This window comes from Marinobacter sp. MA (assembly GCF_048298425.1).
GTDB classification, from domain to species: Bacteria; Pseudomonadota; Gammaproteobacteria; order Pseudomonadales; family Oleiphilaceae; genus Marinobacter; species Marinobacter salsuginis.
The window spans coordinates 2,701,596-2,717,784 of the sequence record NZ_CP103058.1 but is presented as its reverse complement, the minus strand read 5'-3'; the positions used below and the strand labels follow the sequence as shown (position 1 = coordinate 2,717,784).

The window sequence follows — 16,189 nt, the reverse complement described above, 5'->3', positions numbered from 1 at the left end:
GCTGGCTATACGCCTACAATAACGGGCTGCTCTGACAGGAACAAGACAACAAAAGGTATGTGGGCAATTGCCTGCGGTTAAGCTTCGGCAATCTCCGGCATTGACGGTTCACGCACCTTTTCCAGCGCGGTCTCGATAACTTCCAGGCCTGCGCCGGTTTTATGGGCGTTCTCACTGATGTAGCGACGGAACTGCCGGCCACCGGGCTGGCCGTGGAACAGGCCCAGCAGGTGTCGGGACATGTGGGTGAGGTATACGCCACGCTCGAGTTCGCTCTGGATGAACGGAAGCATGGCCCGAAGCGCCTGATGCCGGGTTTCCACCGGCGCTGCCTCCCCGAAAAACTCCGGATCGACACCTGCCAGCAGCCAGGGGTTGTGGTAGGCCTCCCGGCCCAGCATCACGCCGTCGGTATGCCGCAGGTGCTCGTGGCATTCATCGAAGGTCTTTATACCGCCGTTGATGATGATCTCCAGGTGCGGGTATTTCGCTTTCAGCCGATATACCCAATCGTATTTGAGCGGTGGGACTTCACGGTTTTCCTTGGGGCTCAGGCCTTCAAGGATCGCGATTCGGGCATGCACGATAAACGTCCGGCAACCCGCATCAGACACTTTTTCCACGAACTCGCAGAGATCGTCCCAGGACTCCCGGCCATCAATACCGATCCGATGCTTCACAGTGACCGGCAGGTCGGTTGCCTCAATCATGGCCCGAACGCCCTCCGCCACCTTGTCGGGGTGGCCCATCAGACAGGCGCCAATCATGTTGTTCTGCACCCGATCGCTGGGGCAACCGACGTTCAGGTTAACCTCATCAAACCCGTATTGCTGGGCCAGCCTGGCGCAGTGCGCCAGTTCGCCGGCATCACTGCCGCCAAGCTGAAGGGCCAATGGGTATTCGGCCTCATCGTGGCGCAGAAAACGTGCGGTGTCGCCGTGGATCAGCGCTCCGGTGGTGACCATCTCAGTGTAGAGTAGAGTGTGTCTGCTGAGCTGGCGCGCCAGATAACGGTAGTGGCTGGTGGTCCAATCCATCATTGGGGCGACACAGAACTTTTTTTGCATAAAAATCAACTGGTTAAAAATGCCGAAGGCTTAATTGGTTGCTTAGTCGTCGGGCGTAACTGTTTGATGTAGAGAGTTTTTTTACTGCTCTTCTCGAGATTGCACCAAAAATGCACCAGTGGTATAACAACTATTCCGTGTCAATCAGTCTGGTTCAACGCCCAAAGGCAATCAGAATCTAAGTGAAATCTTACAGTACTTAGTTCGTTAACACATCGGGGTTTCCCGAACAAACAGCTCCGACAGGAATCTGAGTTGTGCAAGTCCGGGGTGGGCTGAATAAATTGTCACTGAATCTAATTCCTAGTTCAGGAACGGATGTCTTTGCTCAAATTTCTTGTGCAGGGTATCGAGTAAACGGGAGCTTGCAGCCTTTAGATCCTGAAACATGAGAATTTTACTCTCTTGATCCATTGTTCCCGCCTCTTCACATCGCAGAGAGGTATGTTCGCGAAGGTTGGCTAAATGATTTAATCCAGGATCGATTTTCCTACTCTTCAGAAGGGTTATGTGTTCTCTGATTGATTCAATGTGAAGCGCAATATCAGAGTACCAAAGGGCGGGATGCTGTTTTTCATGCCCGTGACTGTAAAATTCTACGGTTTTTTCTTCGATCGACCTCAGATGGTCTGCAACGCGATTTATGATAGTGAAGGTTTCGTTGCGTGAAGAAATTTTCTTAGCATTTCTATATATTACGCTCCACCCTAATATGATCATCAAGGCGGAGAAAATGTGTGGGGTCCATGTGAAATCGGTTGGAGTAATTTCAGTGGGCAACTGCTTGCTCCGCGCGAGATATATAGTTCTGAATCTCTGTGCGATAGTCCGACAGTTCAGTTCTAATTTCGATCTTTTCTAGAATCTCTCTCGATGAGAAGCCCCTCCTGATGAGTCCGCCAAATGTTTCCTCTAGAAAAGAGGATCCATAACTCATGCGCACGTCATCAAGTTCGATGATAACAAGCTTGTTGTTTCGCATCGCAGGAATCAAAATGTCATCGCGAAATTTCTCTGCACTATATTTCCCATCACTGCGATATCTCCCAAAGGGAATGGGGGAGTAATCTCTGCCGATATTAATTACCACAGTGGCTTGTTTACTAGCTGTCATTTGTGTCCTCCGGGAGCCTGATGCTCCACTCTAGGATGGTGCCCGGTATGCTAGCGCTTCTATGCTGCAATTCGACTTCGCCACCCTCCTTGAACCAATATATGCCTTGGTTGCTGAAGATGGCAAGTTGTTCGACAGCATTGGAGGTTACAGGTCTTTGGAGATCCAAGCAGCCCATCCCACGCCCTCCTTTTGCTTTGCGTGTTGAGAAACCCTCCTGCATTGCTTCCTTAATAAGCTCTCCGTCGTGAAAGTGACGTAAACCATTAATCCTGCAGGTGCGCGGAATGCCCAGTCCTAAGTCGTAGATGATAAAGCTGGCTCTTTGGGGTCTCAAGTTGGTGTACTGCCACCACCTCCTTCCTATCCCCGATTCGGCACCCTCGGGGGACAGGCCCTCGTAGGCATGATGATATACGTTCAACATTGCTTCAGAGATCGCGCTGTCAAAGCGCTGAGGTAGACCTGTAGGGTAGAGGGCCCTGACTGTCTCCAGCGTTGACTCCAAATGTTTTTGGGGCTCTGTTCCAGATGCGAAAGGAGATCTTCTTTCCCAAAGATTGTCCAATTTTCCGACGGAACCAGGCCTGATCGCCGCCCACAAGCCCGACCGAATTAAAGTTTTTCGTGTTTCTGGCTCTTGTGGAAGGCTAAACTCGATTATACCCGGATCCTTGGTGACCAGTTGTGCCCGAGTGGTTTCCGCAAAAAGCATCACACAGGCTGCCGCAGTTATATTGCTGACTCTGGCTAGGTCCACTTTGACGCGCTTGCCTTGCACGATTGTCTGCGCAGCCAACTCGGACGTAAACACAACGAAATCATTTGAGTAAAGATCGCTGTATATACAGAGGTTCTGAGGTGCAGTGATCACGTGTCGTTGAGATCGTGCCAACCCTACTCCTTGGATTGCTGTTTGTGGAATGTCTGGAACTCTAGAGGAATATATGGGTTGGTAGGAAGCCGATAACTACCCCTCATTGTTTTAAGCTCATGTTAACACTTGTTCGAGACTGGTAAGAGCTTGAACATACTACAACGAACTAGATCAAAGGGTAATTTCACGCTGTACCATTAGTGTACCATCCACGCTTCGCCTCCCGTCTAACCCTTGTCCTACCTGACCTGACGTTCTTTGTGGATTCTATCCATCATCGAGGCCACGCAGAAGCGGCGGGAGAGGCCCGGTTCGGTCATTGCGGCGGCTTGTGATGGTATTGCTGGCATTGCGGTTACCTGATCGACTGATTGGCTGGTGCAGCTAATCATTACGTTGCTGTTTGGGCCCTAGTTTAACAGGGTTGCCCAGCAGATTTCCGTAGGGCTTTGGCGAAATGCCCAAGTTACCCCATGCCTCAAAGGATAAGCCGGCGAGAGTGGCGATTGAGGTCTCTAAAAACGTTGCGCGTTGGGCTCATATATTCAATAGCTATTACATCTTGTCGTGGAACAGACCATATAACCCATGGGAAACTGCCAATCCTTTGTTCGGCAATGAAAAGATAAAGGAAAGAAACCTTGACCAAATCCATTTTCATCACCGGCGCAGGTGCCGGTATTGGCCTGGAAACAGCACGCCTGTTCGCTTCAAAAGGCTGGATTGTCGGTGCAGCAGACTGTGATCAGAGAGCACTCCAGCGTCTGCAGGCCGAACTGGGTGAGGAAGTGTGCTCCACTCATGTCGTCGATGTGACCGACGAAAAGGCGGTCGCTGAGGCCCTGTCAGAATTCGCAGAATTAACCGGGGGGACCATTGACGCGCTGCACAACAACGCCGGCATTTTGAGAGTAGGTCCGTTTGAAAGCATCGCCATTCAAGACCATCGCGCGATCGTTGAAATCAATGTGATTGGCCTGATGAATGTTCTGTACGCAGCTTTTCCCTACCTCAAGGCTGCCTCCGGTGCAGTGGTTGTGAACATGAGTTCTGCTTCAGCGGCTTATGGTACACCGGATTTCGCCTCCTATTCCGCCAGCAAGCACGCGGTGAGAGCCATGACCGAGGCCCTCGATATCGAATGGCAAGCTCATGGCATTCGCGTCTGCGATCTGATGCCCCCCTTTGTGAACACGGCGATGGTTCAGGCCAACGTCGGAGGGTCGCGTTTGTTTGATAGCCTGGGCGTTAATCTGGCGCCGTCTGAAGTTGCCGCCGAGGTCTGGAAGCAGGTCGCTTCGCCTCAACTTCACAGGGCGGTTTCCGGTCAGTTCAAGATCCTATGGCCAATTGCCCGCTCGGCACCCACGGCAGTGACCCGTGCTGTGATGAAAAAACTGCGGCGGAGCTCATAGATATGCCTCTGATGGTGCAGGCCCTGCTGCCCGTATTTGTCCTGATCATGCTCGGGCATGTGTTCCGGCGTATTGATTTTCCCGGTGGCGATTTCTGGCCGCAGGCGGAGCGCTTTACCTACTACGTGCTGTTCCCGGCCATGCTTGTTTTCAAGCTGGGGCAGGCGCGGTTGCCGGCTTCCGCCTATGGCGATATTGCCTTGCTGATCGGGGCCATGCTGATCGCGATGACGTTGGTTCTGGCATTTGCCCAATGGTTCTGGCGCTGGTCCGGTCCGGTCTTCTCGTCGGTTTACCAGGGGGCAATCCGGTTCAATTCCTACGTGGGTCTGGCCGCGGGTGGCATGCTGCTGGGGGATCAAGGGCTGTCGCTGACGGCAATTGCCGTGGCCATCATGGTGCCGTTGCTCAACCTGCTCTGCATACTGATGTTCTCGCTGGTGGCCACGGAAGGGCCGGTGAGGCTGGTGCCGGTGTTCAAGGCGATTGTGACCAATCCTCTGATCGTAGGCTCGGTGATTGGCGTGGTCTGGAGTTTTTTCGAAATCGGATTCCATCCGCTGATCGGCGGCATTCTCGAGCCGCTCAGTAACCTGGCGTTGCCGATGGGGCTGATGACGGTCGGTGCCGGGCTTCAATTGAAAGCCCTGCGAGGTGCGTCCCTGCCATTTATTGTCGCGTCTACGTTGAAGCTGATCGGGTTTCCGATGATGACCGCCGGACTGGCAATGTTGCTGGGGCTCGAAGGAATGCTGGTGCAGGTGGCGGTTCTGTTGGCAGCGCTCCCCACGGCCACCTCTGCCTACATCCTGGCGCGGCAACTGGGTGGTGATGCCCCCTTGATGGCGGGCATCATCAGTGGCCAGACCTTGCTGGCCATCGTCACCATTCCGTTAATGCTCAGTATCCTCTGGTAGGCAGTTGAGTACCGCGTCGACAATGCTGTGCTGGAAGTTGTTGTAGCCCTGGGCCGTTGCCTCGATATCGGTTGCAAGGGGGTCCCAGGTGCTGAAGGTGACGTTCAAATTCTCCGTGATCGAACGCCACCACTGCCGGTTGAACTGCGGTTCGGTCAGCAGGCATGGGTGGTTGGCGTTGCGTAGTTTTTCCTGCACCTCCGCGATATGCCGTGCCCCCGGCGACAGCTCCGGGTTCAGGGTCAGAACGCCCTCGAGTTTTAGTTCATAGTGTTCGGCAAACCGGGTAAAGGCGTCGTGATAGGCGAACAGGCTGATGTCGTGGGCCGGTGCAAGGCGGTCGCGAATATTGGCATCGGTTTCTCGAACGCTGGCTTTGAACAGCTCGAAATTCTCGTTTAACGCGCCAGCGTCAACACCTTCCAGTTTTGAGAGAGCATCGCGGACCGTCCCGGCCATTTCGATGGCCAGTTCGGGATCCAGCCAGATGTGCGGGTCTTCGCCGTCTCCGTGATCATGGCCGAGTCCATGTCCCTCGTTGTGGTGCTCTTCCTCCCTGGTCTGCTCTTCATGAGCATGGCCATGGTGATCGTCCGCGTGGTCGTCGTGGGCGTGTTCATCGTGGGTAACTTCTGCGGGTTCGTCTTCGGCATCCATGAGCGCGACCGTTCGACCACTGAATTCCTGCCCGGCCAGGAGGCGATTAAGGAAGGTTTCCATGTCGGGCCCGACCCAGAAAATCACGTCGGCGTTTTCCAGTGCCCGACGCTGGGATGGCTTCATGGTGTAGTTGTGGGGGCTGGAGCCAGGTGGAACCAGGGTGGTCGTCTGCATGTCGTCCGTTGCGATGGCGCTGACAATCAGTTCAACCGGTTTGATGGAGGTAACGATACGGGTCTCGGCTTGAAGTGCGCCGCTGATCAAAAGGGTGCCGGCACCGAGTGCCAGAGAAAGTGCTTTTCCGGGAACGCGCATGATAGATGAGATCCTGCAATGCCATTGTGTAATGTTATAATGTAACAAATTGGTGTGGGGTCGGCAAAAGAAACTTTCTACTGGCAGTCCAGGGTGCGCCTGTTAACTTGCTGATCATGCGAAACCCGACGATGGCCGGTATAATGCCCGCCTTACAAAACGGCCACCGATTTTTCAGGAAGGTTTCATGACTGTACGTACCCGAATTGCTCCGTCACCCACTGGTGACCCTCACGTTGGTACCGCCTACGTGGCCCTGTTCAACCTGTGTTTTGCCCGTCAGCACGGCGGGCAGTTCATCCTGCGTATCGAAGATACTGACCAGGCCCGCAGTACTGCGGAGTCCGAGCAGGACATTCTAAAGGCGCTTCGCTGGCTTGGTCTGAACTGGGACGAAGGCCCCGATGTCGGTGGTCCTCACGGCCCCTATCGCCAGTCCGAGCGCAAGCACTCCTACCGCCGGTATGCCGAGGACCTGGTCACGGCCGGGCACGCGTTTTACTGCTTCCGCACACCGGAAGAGCTTGAAGCCATTCGGGAAGAGCGCAAGGCCCAGGGGCTGAATCCGGGCATCAAGGGCGATCTGGAGTTGCCTGAGGATGAAGTGAAGCGCCGCCTTGATGCAGGCGAGCCATATGTGATTCGCATGAAAGTGCCCGATGAGGGCGTCTGCGAGATCGACGACATGCTTCGGGGCACCATTGAGATCGACTGGGCTCAGGTGGACTGCCAGATTCTGCTCAAGTCCGATGGCATGCCCACCTATCACCTGGCGAATGTGGTTGATGATCACCTGATGGAAATCACCCATGTTTTGCGGGGCGAGGAGTGGATCAACTCTGCGCCGAAGCACAAGCTGCTGTATCAGTATTTTGGCTGGGAGATGCCGGTGCTCTGTCACCTGCCGCTGCTGCGTAATCCGGACAAGAGCAAGCTGTCCAAACGCAAGAACCCCACCAGCATCAACTTCTATGAGCGCATGGGTTTTCTGCCGGAGGCTGTGACCAATTACCTGGGGCGTATGGGCTGGTCAATGCCGGACGAGCGGGAAAAGTTCACCCTGGACGAGATGATCGAGAATTTCGACATCCAGCGTGTTTCCCTTGGTGGCCCGGTGTTCGATGTGGAGAAACTTCGCTGGCTGAACGGCCAGTGGCTGCGTGAAGAGCTGACCGAAGAGCAGTTCATGGAGCGCATGCGCCAGTGGTGGTTCAACGAGGATGCCCTGCGTGCTCTGGTGCCCCACATCAAGGGCAGGGCAGAGGTGTTTTCGGATGTGGCGCCCATGGCTCAGTTCATGTTCTCCGGTATGCTCAACCTGAAGCCGGAAGACTTTGCCCACAACAAACTGGAGGAAGCTCAGATCAAGCGGGTTCTGCAGTTTACATTGTGGAAGCTTGAAGCCCAGCGCCATTGGAGCAAGGAAACCATCTTCGCGGACATCAAGGCCCTGGCCAAGGCCATGGAGCTGAAGATGGGTGATTTCATGTTCTCTATCTTTGTGGCGGTGGCTGGTACGCCGAACTCCTGGTCCGTGATGGATTCCATGGCGCTTCTGGGCCCGGACATGACCCGTTCAAGGCTTCGGCATGCGCTGGAAGTTATGGGTGGCTTTTCCAAGAAAGAAACAAAGAAAGTGGAAAAGGAATACGCGGCTCTGGGTATTCATTGACCGCTTTGGTGAATTAATAAACGGCTCGAACAGGGATGTTCAGAAAACTGAAAAAAAGTGTGATTCAGAGGTTGACGCCCATAGGGCGGATCCTTAATATACGCAGCCGTTGAGGGGCCATAGCTCAGCTGGGAGAGCGCAACACTGGCAGTGTTGAGGTCGGCGGTTCGATCCCGCCTGGCTCCACCAATTTCTAGTCCCCTTCGTCTAGTGGCCTAGGACTCCGCCCTTTCACGGCGGCAACAGGGGTTCGAACCCCCTAGGGGACGCCAATTAGGCTTTTCGGTTTAGTCCACCGGAAAGCCATCAAAAAAACCGCCTTCGGGCGGTTTTTTTGTGCCTGTAAACCAGGGATCAGTAGAAAAGTTCTTCTGATCCCGTTTTCAGGACTTCAATCAACGCTCCGCAATGGCCCCTTTGCCAACACCTTCATAGGCCTTCACCCGGATGGTGTCTGTCGCAAACTCCACCTTGAGCTTGTCAGCCATGTGGGCGGCAATCAGCTCTACCGTCGTGTCGGTATCCAGCATGTACACGCGCTCCTCTGGCAGGGTCAGCGCAAACTCGCCCTGGTTGGCTTCGTATTCGAAGGTCACATAGCGAACGCCGTCTTCACCCACATGCCGACGCACCACATCTTCTTCGGAACCCACGTAGATGTCGCGCCAGAGTTTCGCCCAGCGGCGTTCCAGGTCGTAATCGCGATGCCCGTTACGGTCGATACGGATCGGCGAACGGTGACCGTGGGCGATGCGCTGGCAGTTGCCCAGGTGTTTCTTCAGGCCGTGTACGTAGTGATAGTAGGCGCCGTCGATTTCTTCTTCCCGGAGGTTGATCTCCACGGAAATGACATTGGCGGGAAGCACCGCCTTGATTTCCTGTTCCAGCAGCGAGGCAACGGCTGATGGCACAACCCGGTCGGCGGACAGCCAGACGATGGCTTCGTCCGGCGACCGGTGAGTGATCTGGCTGCCATCGGTCAGCGACCAGTTGAAGGTGTCTGGCTCTTCCTCGTTCCATGACAATCCGTGGTAACCTCGGGGAATGACCAGGCGATGGTCCACTCGCTCATCAATGACCCGCTTGATGGTGCGTTTTACGTTGCTGAAGTCGAACACCATACCCTGTTCGTCCAGCTCCCCGCCAAGCACCACATCCGCAATCCAGCTTTCACCCACCAACCCCCGGGTCGGGTCGAGGTAAGCGAAATCGATAACGGTCAGGTTGTCTACAAACAGATGGTTCATCAAATTTCCAGGCGGGTATGATTGATTGATGGCGGAATTCTAGCAAAAATCATCGAATACAGCAGTCTGGCGGATTCCCCGGGCTCCATTTCTTACTGTACGGGTTTTATCATCTTAAACTTCGACAAGCTCAACGATCAGCAATTCCCGGTACTGGTACTGGCTGCCGGTGCCTCCAGCCGCCTTGGCCGGCCCAAAGCCCTGTTGCCTCTGGGCCCCCGGGATCCGGAGGTAACCGATTCCCGCAACCGTATTCTGCTGGATGCAGCCATTGGCCAGGGCCGAGTATTGAGCCCGGACGTCCGGGTTGTGTGCGGTGCCTGGTACCCCTTGATCCGCTTTCGTTGCCGACGCCAACCATCGTTATGGCTGAGAACGCCGGATTGGCAGCATGGGATTTCAGCGTCGCTGTCTGCAGGGCTTCGAAGCCTGGGGCCCGCTGCGAAAGGGGCTTTCGTTCTGGTGGGGGACCAACCGTTATTGGATCTGAACGCCCTTGAGGCTTTTGGCAAGGCCGCGCGCTATGTGCCGGATCAGCCGATTGCCGCAGATTATGGGGGGCGGCCGGGCGTGCCTGCCTACCTTCCACGCTGGCTCTGGCCTCTGGTGCTTGATCTGGAGGGGGATAAGGGCGCCGGGCAGCTGCTGGCAGAGATGCGGGCCACCCGGGTCGATATTCCGGGGGTCCACGACGATGTGGACACCCCGGCAGACTGGCGCAGAATCCGGGCGCTGCTTAGCCGAAAAGGCCCGACAGCCAGGCAATCCCGACGCTGAAGATCCCGAGGCTTACGGCAAGACCAATGGTGTAGACTCGAGAGGCTGCAGAACGCTGTTGGGCAACGAACAGATCGATTGTCCGTTGGGCGATGTCTTCAGCGGTTTCCCGGGAAATTTCGTGGGCCTGCTGAATGGCCTCGGATTGAAGGGTCTGCCAGAACTCGGTATCGATCGTCTGAACGCTGGTGATGTGATCTTTCAGCTCGGCCATATGATCGCTGGTAAAGCCGGAATTCTTCTTCAGCTCCTTCTTGAGAACTGCCAGCTCGCTGCCGAGGTTGAGATTGACCTCGGCGGCGACGTCGTCGCGCAGGTTACTGGTTCGCTCCTCGACCATTTCAGTCACTGCGTTCAGGCGCTCCTCGATAGCCGCGTCCTGCTTGCTGCGAGACTCGTCCAGCGCGCGCTTCAGGTGGTCGAACTGTTCATCAAAGAGCGAGCTGAGCAGTTCATGCAGGCGATTGTTGATGTGAGTTTTGACCGCAGAACGGGCAATCTGCTCGATAAGCTCGCTGGTCAGGGGAACCACGTTGGCCTGAGGGTTACCACGACCGGCGGAATCGCCTGTTTTGGGAGACAGTTCCACCGAAGCATCCGCCGGGACGTTCAGTAATTCATCCTCGTCGACGTGGGCGGACGCTGATTCAGTGGGCGGTTCTGGCAGGGTTCCCTCTGTGACATCGCTGGCCAGCTGGTCCAGAACTTCTTTGAGTCCCTCGGTTTGTGGCGGCTTGGTCAGGATGTTGTAGACACCAAAGTTTCGCGCCTCTTCCATAAACGAGGACGATTTCTTGGATGTGCACATGATGATGGGAATGCTGGCGGTCTCCGGATTGCCCTTGATGGCCTTGGTGGCCTCAACGCCATTCATTCCGGGCATCAGATGGTCCATGAAGATGACATCCGGGCGGCCATGGCTGTTGAGGAAATCCAGGGCCTCTTCGGCCGAGCCAGCCATGTTGACTTCCATATCGCGACTCTCCAGCAGTTTGCTCAGGGCAAATCGTGCCACCTTGGAGTCATCTACCAGCAGAGCGTTTTTGATCGCCATGTCACTACCTCAATCGTTTACTGCAAACGCGTTTGTTATCGGGCTGCCGGGATTACCAGCCTTCCAGTTTCGGGCACTCTGTGGCCCGGTAGCTCTTGTCCCGATAACAGACACCGGGTTCAGTGGTTCGGGCAGTGAAAATCTCCCCTGCCGCCGTGGTCAGGCGCACCTGTCCGTAAGGCTCGCCATGACGGAAAGTGGCTTCGATTGAACTGCCGTTGGGGTTTTTCAGCAAACCCCTGCCATGAAACTTCCCTTCGATGTACTGACCTTCGTATTTCTTGCCACTGGCGAAGACCTCGGTTCCTGTGCCGTGGAAAGCGCCGTTGGAAAATTCGCCTTCGTAGTGCCTTCCATCAGGGTAGGTCAGTGTGCCACTGCCATGAAATTCGTTGTTCCGGAATCCGCCCACATAGAGCATGCCGTCCGCAGTGGTCAGGGAACCGTGGCCATTGAGTTGCCCGTCCTGCCAGTGTCCGGTCAGTATGTCTCCGTTTGCCAGTGTCAGGGTGCCTTTGCCATTGAACTGGTCGGTCCGGAATTCGCCGGAGTACTTGGACCCGTCAGCGCTGCGCCATTCGCCTTCGCCCTCGCGTTGTCCGGCAGCCCAGTCTCCCTCGTAGCGGCTGCCGTCTGGATACCAGGCAGTGCCCTGGCCGTGGAATTCACCGTCCACAAAGTGGCCTTCGTAGCGCAGGCCGTCCGCATCCTGATAGGTGCCGTCACCGGTTTTCACGCCGCCGACCCAGGTCCCGTCCCGGAAATTTACCGTGGTAAAGGCTTCCAGTTCGCCTACCAGGGTCATCTCGTTGCCGGCTTCAAGGGCCACCGTGCGATTCCAGGGCTTGAAGCCGGGCTTGCTGATAGTGACCTCATACCGGCCCGGATCCAGCTCCAGGTCCAGGCGAGTGGCGCCGTATTGCTTTCCGTTTATCGTCACCTGATCGCCGACCACATTGGAGCGGAGCACCAGCAGAGCCTGCGTTGGTCGCTCTGGCTGCTGTTGTTTTGCCGGTTTTTCCCGGGTTGCCTTGGCTGTGTCAGTCCGGGTTGCCATGGCTGCCGGCGGTTCAGCCACCGCCAGAACCTCCGGATTCTCAGGCATGGGCGGAATGGTGAAAGGGGTGGCGTCGACCACAGGCGTGTTGGATTGCTGGGGAGCTGGCTCCGGTAGGGGGGGCGCAATGGCAGAAGGTTCAGGCAGCGCGCTGATCTCCGATTCATCAGGGCGGGATGTGATCACCTGCTCGACGGCAGGTGGCTCGAAGGTTTCCGTCATTCGAAGGTCATCCCGCACGGATGCGAACCCGGCGGTAACCAACAGCATAAGTGCCAGGGCGTTTATGAACAGAAGCGGTCTGAAATCGACCATGACGGAACCTCGTGATCCTGCATTCTTGGAATTCTGTCTACCGCTTCATCTTACCCAGTGACTGCAACACTATGTAACAGAAAGTGTCCGGCAGTTACCGAGAATGCAGGCCAAATCACACTTTATCCGGAAGCTGATCATGGTTGAGTTGTTCCCATGATCTCATGTACACGTCGGCTTCGTATTCATAAGGTGATTTGAAGGGGGTCAGCACGAAGTCAAATACCAGGAAGAAGAACCCGATGGAGGCCCAGGCGATGACCAGTGTACTGATGGTGGTCGCTTGCACCTCCGGATTGGAATCAACGAAATCCTGCAACAGTGGGATCAGATCTGAAGCCAGCACAACAGGATTGAAGCTGGCCATCACAAATGGAACCCAGAAAGCGATAAAAACCGGGAAAAATCCGAAAGACCAGAGCAGTCTACGCAGCAGGTATATGGCAACTTCCCGCCAGAAGCGCTGTCTGATTTCCGGTACCTTCCGGATTCGGTCAAGGTAATTTCGTCGTTCTGCCCAATAAGCGGCGACTTCCGGAGCGTCAACTGCCTTAGTCTGAGGAGCGGGAGTTGTCATGGACGGCGAGGTACCCTTTAGCTACTGGAGTGATGCATGATAAGCGATACTACGTGTTACCCTACAATTCTCCAATTGTTTAAAGACAGGATAGTTTGAATGGCTGCAGTGATCGACAACGCAACCCATCCGGCCTTTGAGAAGCTTCGCAGTCACCGGATCGACACGCTCAACCTTGAGGTTGAGGAGTATCGTCACAGGAAAACCGGCGCCCGGCACCTGCACCTGGCCGCAGATAACGACGAGAACGTGTTTTTCGTGGCGCTTCGAACCTTCCCGATGGATTCCACCGGCGTTGCTCACATTCTCGAGCATACCGCGCTTTGCGGCAGTGAGCGTTTTCCGGTTCGCGACCCATTCTTCATGATGATCCGGCGGTCGCTGAACACCTTCATGAATGCCTTTACCAGCAGCGACTGGACTGCCTATCCGTTCGCCAGCATGAACCGGAAAGACTTCGACAATCTGCTGTCGGTCTACCTGGATTGCGTGTTTTTCTCCAAGCTTGACCCACTGGATTTTGCCCAGGAGGGCCACCGCCTTGAATTCGACAAACCCGAAGATCCCTCGACCGATCTGGTCTATCGGGGCGTTGTCTACAACGAGATGAAAGGCGCGATGAGTTCGCCGACCTCCCAGCTGTGGCAGAACCTGAGCAGCCATCTGTTCCCGACCACGACCTATCACTACAACAGTGGTGGTGAGCCGGACCACATCGTTGACCTCAGTTACGACGACCTGCTTCAGTTCTATCGCCATCATTACCACCCCAGCAATGCGATATTCGCCACGTACGGCAATATCCCGGCTCGGGAGCATCATGAAAAGTTTGAAGAGCTGGCACTGAAACGTTTTGACCGACTGGATATTGATCTGCCGGTCCGCGACGAGAAGCGCATGTTTGCGCCCGTTCGTGTGGAGCAGGGCTACGCCGTGAACGAGGGTGAGGATACCGACAACAAGACCCACATCGTGGTGGGGTGGCTTCTGGGCCACAGCTTTGATCTTCAGGAGAACCTGGAGGGGCAGCTGTTGTCCGCCGTTCTGCTTGAAAACAGTGCCTCGCCGCTGATGCGGGCCCTGGAAACCACAGATCTTGGGCATGCACCGTCGCCCATGTGCGGGCTGGAGGATTCCAACCGTGAGATGACCTTTGTCTGCGGCATCGAAGGAAGCGAACCCGACAAGCACAAGGATCTGGAAGCGCTGCTCGAATCCACGCTTCTGAAGGTGGTGGAGGAAGGCGTCAGCGAGGAACGTCTCGAGGCCATCCTGCATCAGCTCGAACTGCACCAGCGGGAAATCGCTGGAGACCAGTTCCCGTACGGTCTGCAACTGATCATGAGCGCCATTGCACCCATGGTGCACGGTGGTGATCCTGTTGAACTGCTCGACCTGGAGCCGGTGCTGGCAACGCTCCGGGAGAAAATCCGGGATCCGCAGTATGTGCCAAACCTGATCCGCCGCAAGCTGCTGGAGAACCCACACCGGGTCACTTTGACCCTGCGACCGGACGAAAAGCTCGAGTCCCGCCGGCAGGAGGCTATCCGTGAAGCCCTGGCCCGTCGCAAGGCCGAGCTGACCGACGAAGAAGTCCGGATGATTGTGGATCGGGCCAAGGCTCTGGAAGAGCGCCAGATGCACAAGGATGACGATTCCATCCTGCCAAAAGTGGATCTGTCCGACGTGCCCCTGCAGATGCCTGAGCCGGAAGGCCGTTATGACGGCGATATTTCGGCGACTGTTTATGCTCGTGGCACCAACGGTCTGGTATACGAACAGATTATTGTCCCGGTTCCGGCTCTGACAGAAGAAGAGCTTCTGCTGGTGCCTTATTACACCACCCTGATTTCCGAAGTGGGCTGTGGTGATCTGGACTACCTGCAGATGCAGGATCGTATTTCTGCGGAATCCGGTGGTATCGGGGCGGCGTTCAGCGCCAAAGGCCGTATTGATGATGTTCAGGATTTGTCCGGATACATCATCTTCAATGGCAAGGCGCTGGCCCGTAACCGCAGTGAGTTGACCCGTCTTCTGCGGGATGTCTACACCAGCGCCCGCTTTGACGAGAAAGAACGGATCCGGGAAATTATTGCCCAGATTCGGGCTCGTCGAGAGCAGGCGGTGACCGGCAGTGGTCATGCGCTGGCCATGGGCGCGGCGTCTCAGGGCATGAGCCCGGGAGCCTGGCTGTCTTTCCGGCTCGGTGGTCTTGCCGGTATTCGCGGTACCAAGCAGCTGGATCAGGCCTTGAAGGATCCGGAGGAGCTGGCGGCTCTGTGTGACAGACTGTCTGCGTTGCATGAGAAAATTCGCAATCAGGGGCGTGAGTTCCTGGTGATCGGCGAGGATGAACAGCTCCCGGCGATGGTTGATGATCTGAAGTCCTGCTGGCGCGATGCTTCCGAAGCAGCCGTTTCTGACTGGAAAATGGAGTCGGTCAATTACACAACCCGCGAGGCGTGGCTGACCTCTACCCAGGTCAACTTCTGTTCCAAAGCCTACAGCACGGTAGCGGTGGACCATCCGGATGCGGCGGCACTGACCGTGCTTGGTGGCTTCCTGCGCAACGGTTATTTACACCGTGCCATCCGTGAAAAGGGCGGTGCTTACGGTGGTGGCGCTGGCCAGGACAGCGTGAATGGTACCTTCCGATTCTTCTCCTACCGGGATCCGCGCCTGGAGGAAACGTTGGACGATTTCGATGCGGCCCTGGCGTGGTTGCAGGACAACGACCATGATTATCAGGAGCTTGAAGAGTCGATTCTTGGTGTGATTGGCCAACTCGACAGGCCCCGGTCCCCGGCCGGTGCGGCTCGGCATGCTTTCCACAACAAGCTGTTTGGCCGCACCCTGGAACAGCGGGCGAGGTTCCGGGAGCGAGTGCTGTCGGTCACACTGGATGACCTGAAGCGCGTGGCCAGAACCTGGCTGGTGCCCGAGAAAGCCAGTACCGCAGTGGTAACCAGCCCGGAGAATCGGGCCAGGGCCGAGAAACTTGGGTTGGCTATCGAAGAACTCTAGAGAACGGCTTCACAAAAAGGCGCTATGAAAAAGGGGTCAGATGAAATGTTCATCTGACCCCTTTTCACATCTGACCCCTTTTCAGTTACCCGGTCATTTCC

13 protein-coding genes and 2 tRNA genes are annotated in these 16,189 nt (G+C 55.9%); 7 read left to right on the top strand and 8 right to left on the bottom strand.

Features of this window, described 5'->3' with window-relative positions:
- Window positions 1-77: 77 nt before the first annotated feature.
- From dusA to NUW46_RS12560, 3 genes are all read right to left on the bottom strand, one after another.
- Complete coding sequence (gene dusA, locus NUW46_RS12570) at window positions 78-1,040, bottom strand: tRNA dihydrouridine(20/20a) synthase DusA (protein ID WP_418140239.1); 963 nt, start codon at window positions 1,038-1,040, stop codon at window positions 78-80.
- A gap of 330 nt (window positions 1,041-1,370) precedes the next feature.
- Window positions 1,371-1,847, bottom strand: coding sequence for a hypothetical protein (locus NUW46_RS12565; RefSeq protein ID WP_418140238.1), 477 nt, complete (start codon window positions 1,845-1,847; stop codon window positions 1,371-1,373).
- Window positions 1,837-2,181 (bottom strand): STAS-like domain-containing protein, encoded by a 345-nt coding sequence (locus NUW46_RS12560; protein WP_418140237.1) that lies wholly within the window; start codon window positions 2,179-2,181, stop codon window positions 1,837-1,839. The genes NUW46_RS12565 and NUW46_RS12560 overlap by 11 nt, the downstream gene beginning before the upstream one ends.
- Before the next feature lie 1,518 nt (window positions 2,182-3,699).
- Between NUW46_RS12560 and NUW46_RS12555 the strand changes: the two genes are divergently transcribed.
- Window positions 3,700-4,473 (top strand): SDR family oxidoreductase, encoded by a 774-nt coding sequence (locus NUW46_RS12555; RefSeq protein WP_418140236.1) that lies wholly within the window; start codon window positions 3,700-3,702, stop codon window positions 4,471-4,473.
- A gap of 2 nt (window positions 4,474-4,475) precedes the next feature.
- Window positions 4,476-5,390 (top strand): AEC family transporter, encoded by a 915-nt coding sequence (locus NUW46_RS12550; RefSeq protein ID WP_418140235.1) that lies wholly within the window; start codon window positions 4,476-4,478, stop codon window positions 5,388-5,390.
- On the opposite strand, the gene NUW46_RS12545 is transcribed toward NUW46_RS12550, so the two are convergent.
- Window positions 5,367-6,365, bottom strand: coding sequence for a zinc ABC transporter substrate-binding protein (locus tag NUW46_RS12545; RefSeq protein WP_153637509.1), 999 nt, complete (start codon window positions 6,363-6,365; stop codon window positions 5,367-5,369). The genes NUW46_RS12550 and NUW46_RS12545 overlap by 24 nt on opposite strands.
- A gap of 187 nt (window positions 6,366-6,552) precedes the next feature.
- Between NUW46_RS12545 and gltX the strand changes: the two genes are divergently transcribed.
- From gltX to NUW46_RS12530, 3 genes are all read left to right on the top strand, one after another.
- A complete protein-coding gene (gene gltX / locus NUW46_RS12540) occupies window positions 6,553-8,037 on the top strand; it encodes a glutamate--tRNA ligase (protein ID WP_418140234.1) in 1,485 nt (494 codons plus the stop codon).
- A gap of 113 nt (window positions 8,038-8,150) precedes the next feature.
- Window positions 8,151-8,226: transfer RNA gene (locus tag NUW46_RS12535), tRNA-Ala, on the top strand.
- 7 nt (window positions 8,227-8,233) lie between these two features.
- Window positions 8,234-8,309 (top strand) — tRNA-Glu (locus NUW46_RS12530).
- Window positions 8,310-8,432: 123 nt separating this feature from the next.
- Here NUW46_RS12530 and NUW46_RS12525 read toward each other — a convergent pair.
- A complete protein-coding gene (locus tag NUW46_RS12525; RefSeq protein WP_069183258.1) occupies window positions 8,433-9,284 on the bottom strand; it encodes a 6-carboxytetrahydropterin synthase in 852 nt (283 codons plus the stop codon).
- 21 nt (window positions 9,285-9,305) lie between these two features.
- Here NUW46_RS12525 and NUW46_RS12520 point away from each other — a divergent pair, with 21 nt between their 5' ends.
- Complete coding sequence (locus NUW46_RS12520) at window positions 9,306-10,061, top strand: nucleotidyltransferase family protein (RefSeq protein ID WP_227549576.1); 756 nt, start codon at window positions 9,306-9,308, stop codon at window positions 10,059-10,061.
- Here NUW46_RS12520 and NUW46_RS12515 read toward each other — a convergent pair.
- The 3 genes from NUW46_RS12515 to NUW46_RS12505 form a co-directional block, all read right to left on the bottom strand.
- Window positions 10,021-11,115, bottom strand: coding sequence for a response regulator (locus NUW46_RS12515; RefSeq protein WP_418140233.1), 1,095 nt, complete (start codon window positions 11,113-11,115; stop codon window positions 10,021-10,023). The genes NUW46_RS12520 and NUW46_RS12515 overlap by 41 nt on opposite strands.
- 52 nt (window positions 11,116-11,167) lie before the next feature.
- Window positions 11,168-12,487, bottom strand: coding sequence for a PEGA domain-containing protein (locus NUW46_RS12510; protein WP_418140232.1), 1,320 nt, complete (start codon window positions 12,485-12,487; stop codon window positions 11,168-11,170).
- 115 nt (window positions 12,488-12,602) lie between these two features.
- The gene (locus NUW46_RS12505) at window positions 12,603-13,064 is read right to left on the bottom strand and encodes a hypothetical protein (protein WP_069183261.1); all 462 of its coding nucleotides are present in this window, start codon (window positions 13,062-13,064) and stop codon (window positions 12,603-12,605) included.
- Between the two features lie 99 nt (window positions 13,065-13,163).
- Between NUW46_RS12505 and NUW46_RS12500 the strand changes: the two genes are divergently transcribed.
- Window positions 13,164-16,088: an insulinase family protein gene (locus NUW46_RS12500; protein WP_418140231.1), complete on the top strand. Its 2,925-nt coding sequence runs from the start codon at window positions 13,164-13,166 to the stop codon at window positions 16,086-16,088.
- The last annotated feature ends 101 nt before the right edge of the window (window positions 16,089-16,189 follow it).

Bases quoted from the DNA above. Each gene is read 5' to 3' on its own strand.
- NUW46_RS12515 (WP_418140233.1), bottom strand. From the start codon at position 11,115: ATGGCGATCAAAAACGCTCTGCTGGTAGATGACTCCAAGGTGGCACGA.
- NUW46_RS12510 (WP_418140232.1), bottom strand. From the start codon at position 12,487: ATGGTCGATTTCAGACCGCTTCTGTTCATAAACGCCCTGGCACTTATG.
- NUW46_RS12505 (WP_069183261.1), bottom strand. From the start codon at position 13,064: ATGACAACTCCCGCTCCTCAGACTAAGGCAGTTGACGCTCCGGAAGTC.
- NUW46_RS12525 (WP_069183258.1), bottom strand. From the start codon at position 9,284: ATGAACCATCTGTTTGTAGACAACCTGACCGTTATCGATTTCGCTTAC.
- NUW46_RS12500 (WP_418140231.1), top strand. From the start codon at position 13,164: ATGGCTGCAGTGATCGACAACGCAACCCATCCGGCCTTTGAGAAGCTT.
- NUW46_RS12560 (WP_418140237.1), bottom strand. From the start codon at position 2,181: ATGACAGCTAGTAAACAAGCCACTGTGGTAATTAATATCGGCAGAGAT.
- NUW46_RS12550 (WP_418140235.1), top strand. From the start codon at position 4,476: ATGCCTCTGATGGTGCAGGCCCTGCTGCCCGTATTTGTCCTGATCATG.
- NUW46_RS12545 (WP_153637509.1), bottom strand. From the start codon at position 6,365: ATGCGCGTTCCCGGAAAAGCACTTTCTCTGGCACTCGGTGCCGGCACC.
- dusA (WP_418140239.1), bottom strand. From the start codon at position 1,040: ATGATGGATTGGACCACCAGCCACTACCGTTATCTGGCGCGCCAGCTC.
- gltX (WP_418140234.1), top strand. From the start codon at position 6,553: ATGACTGTACGTACCCGAATTGCTCCGTCACCCACTGGTGACCCTCAC.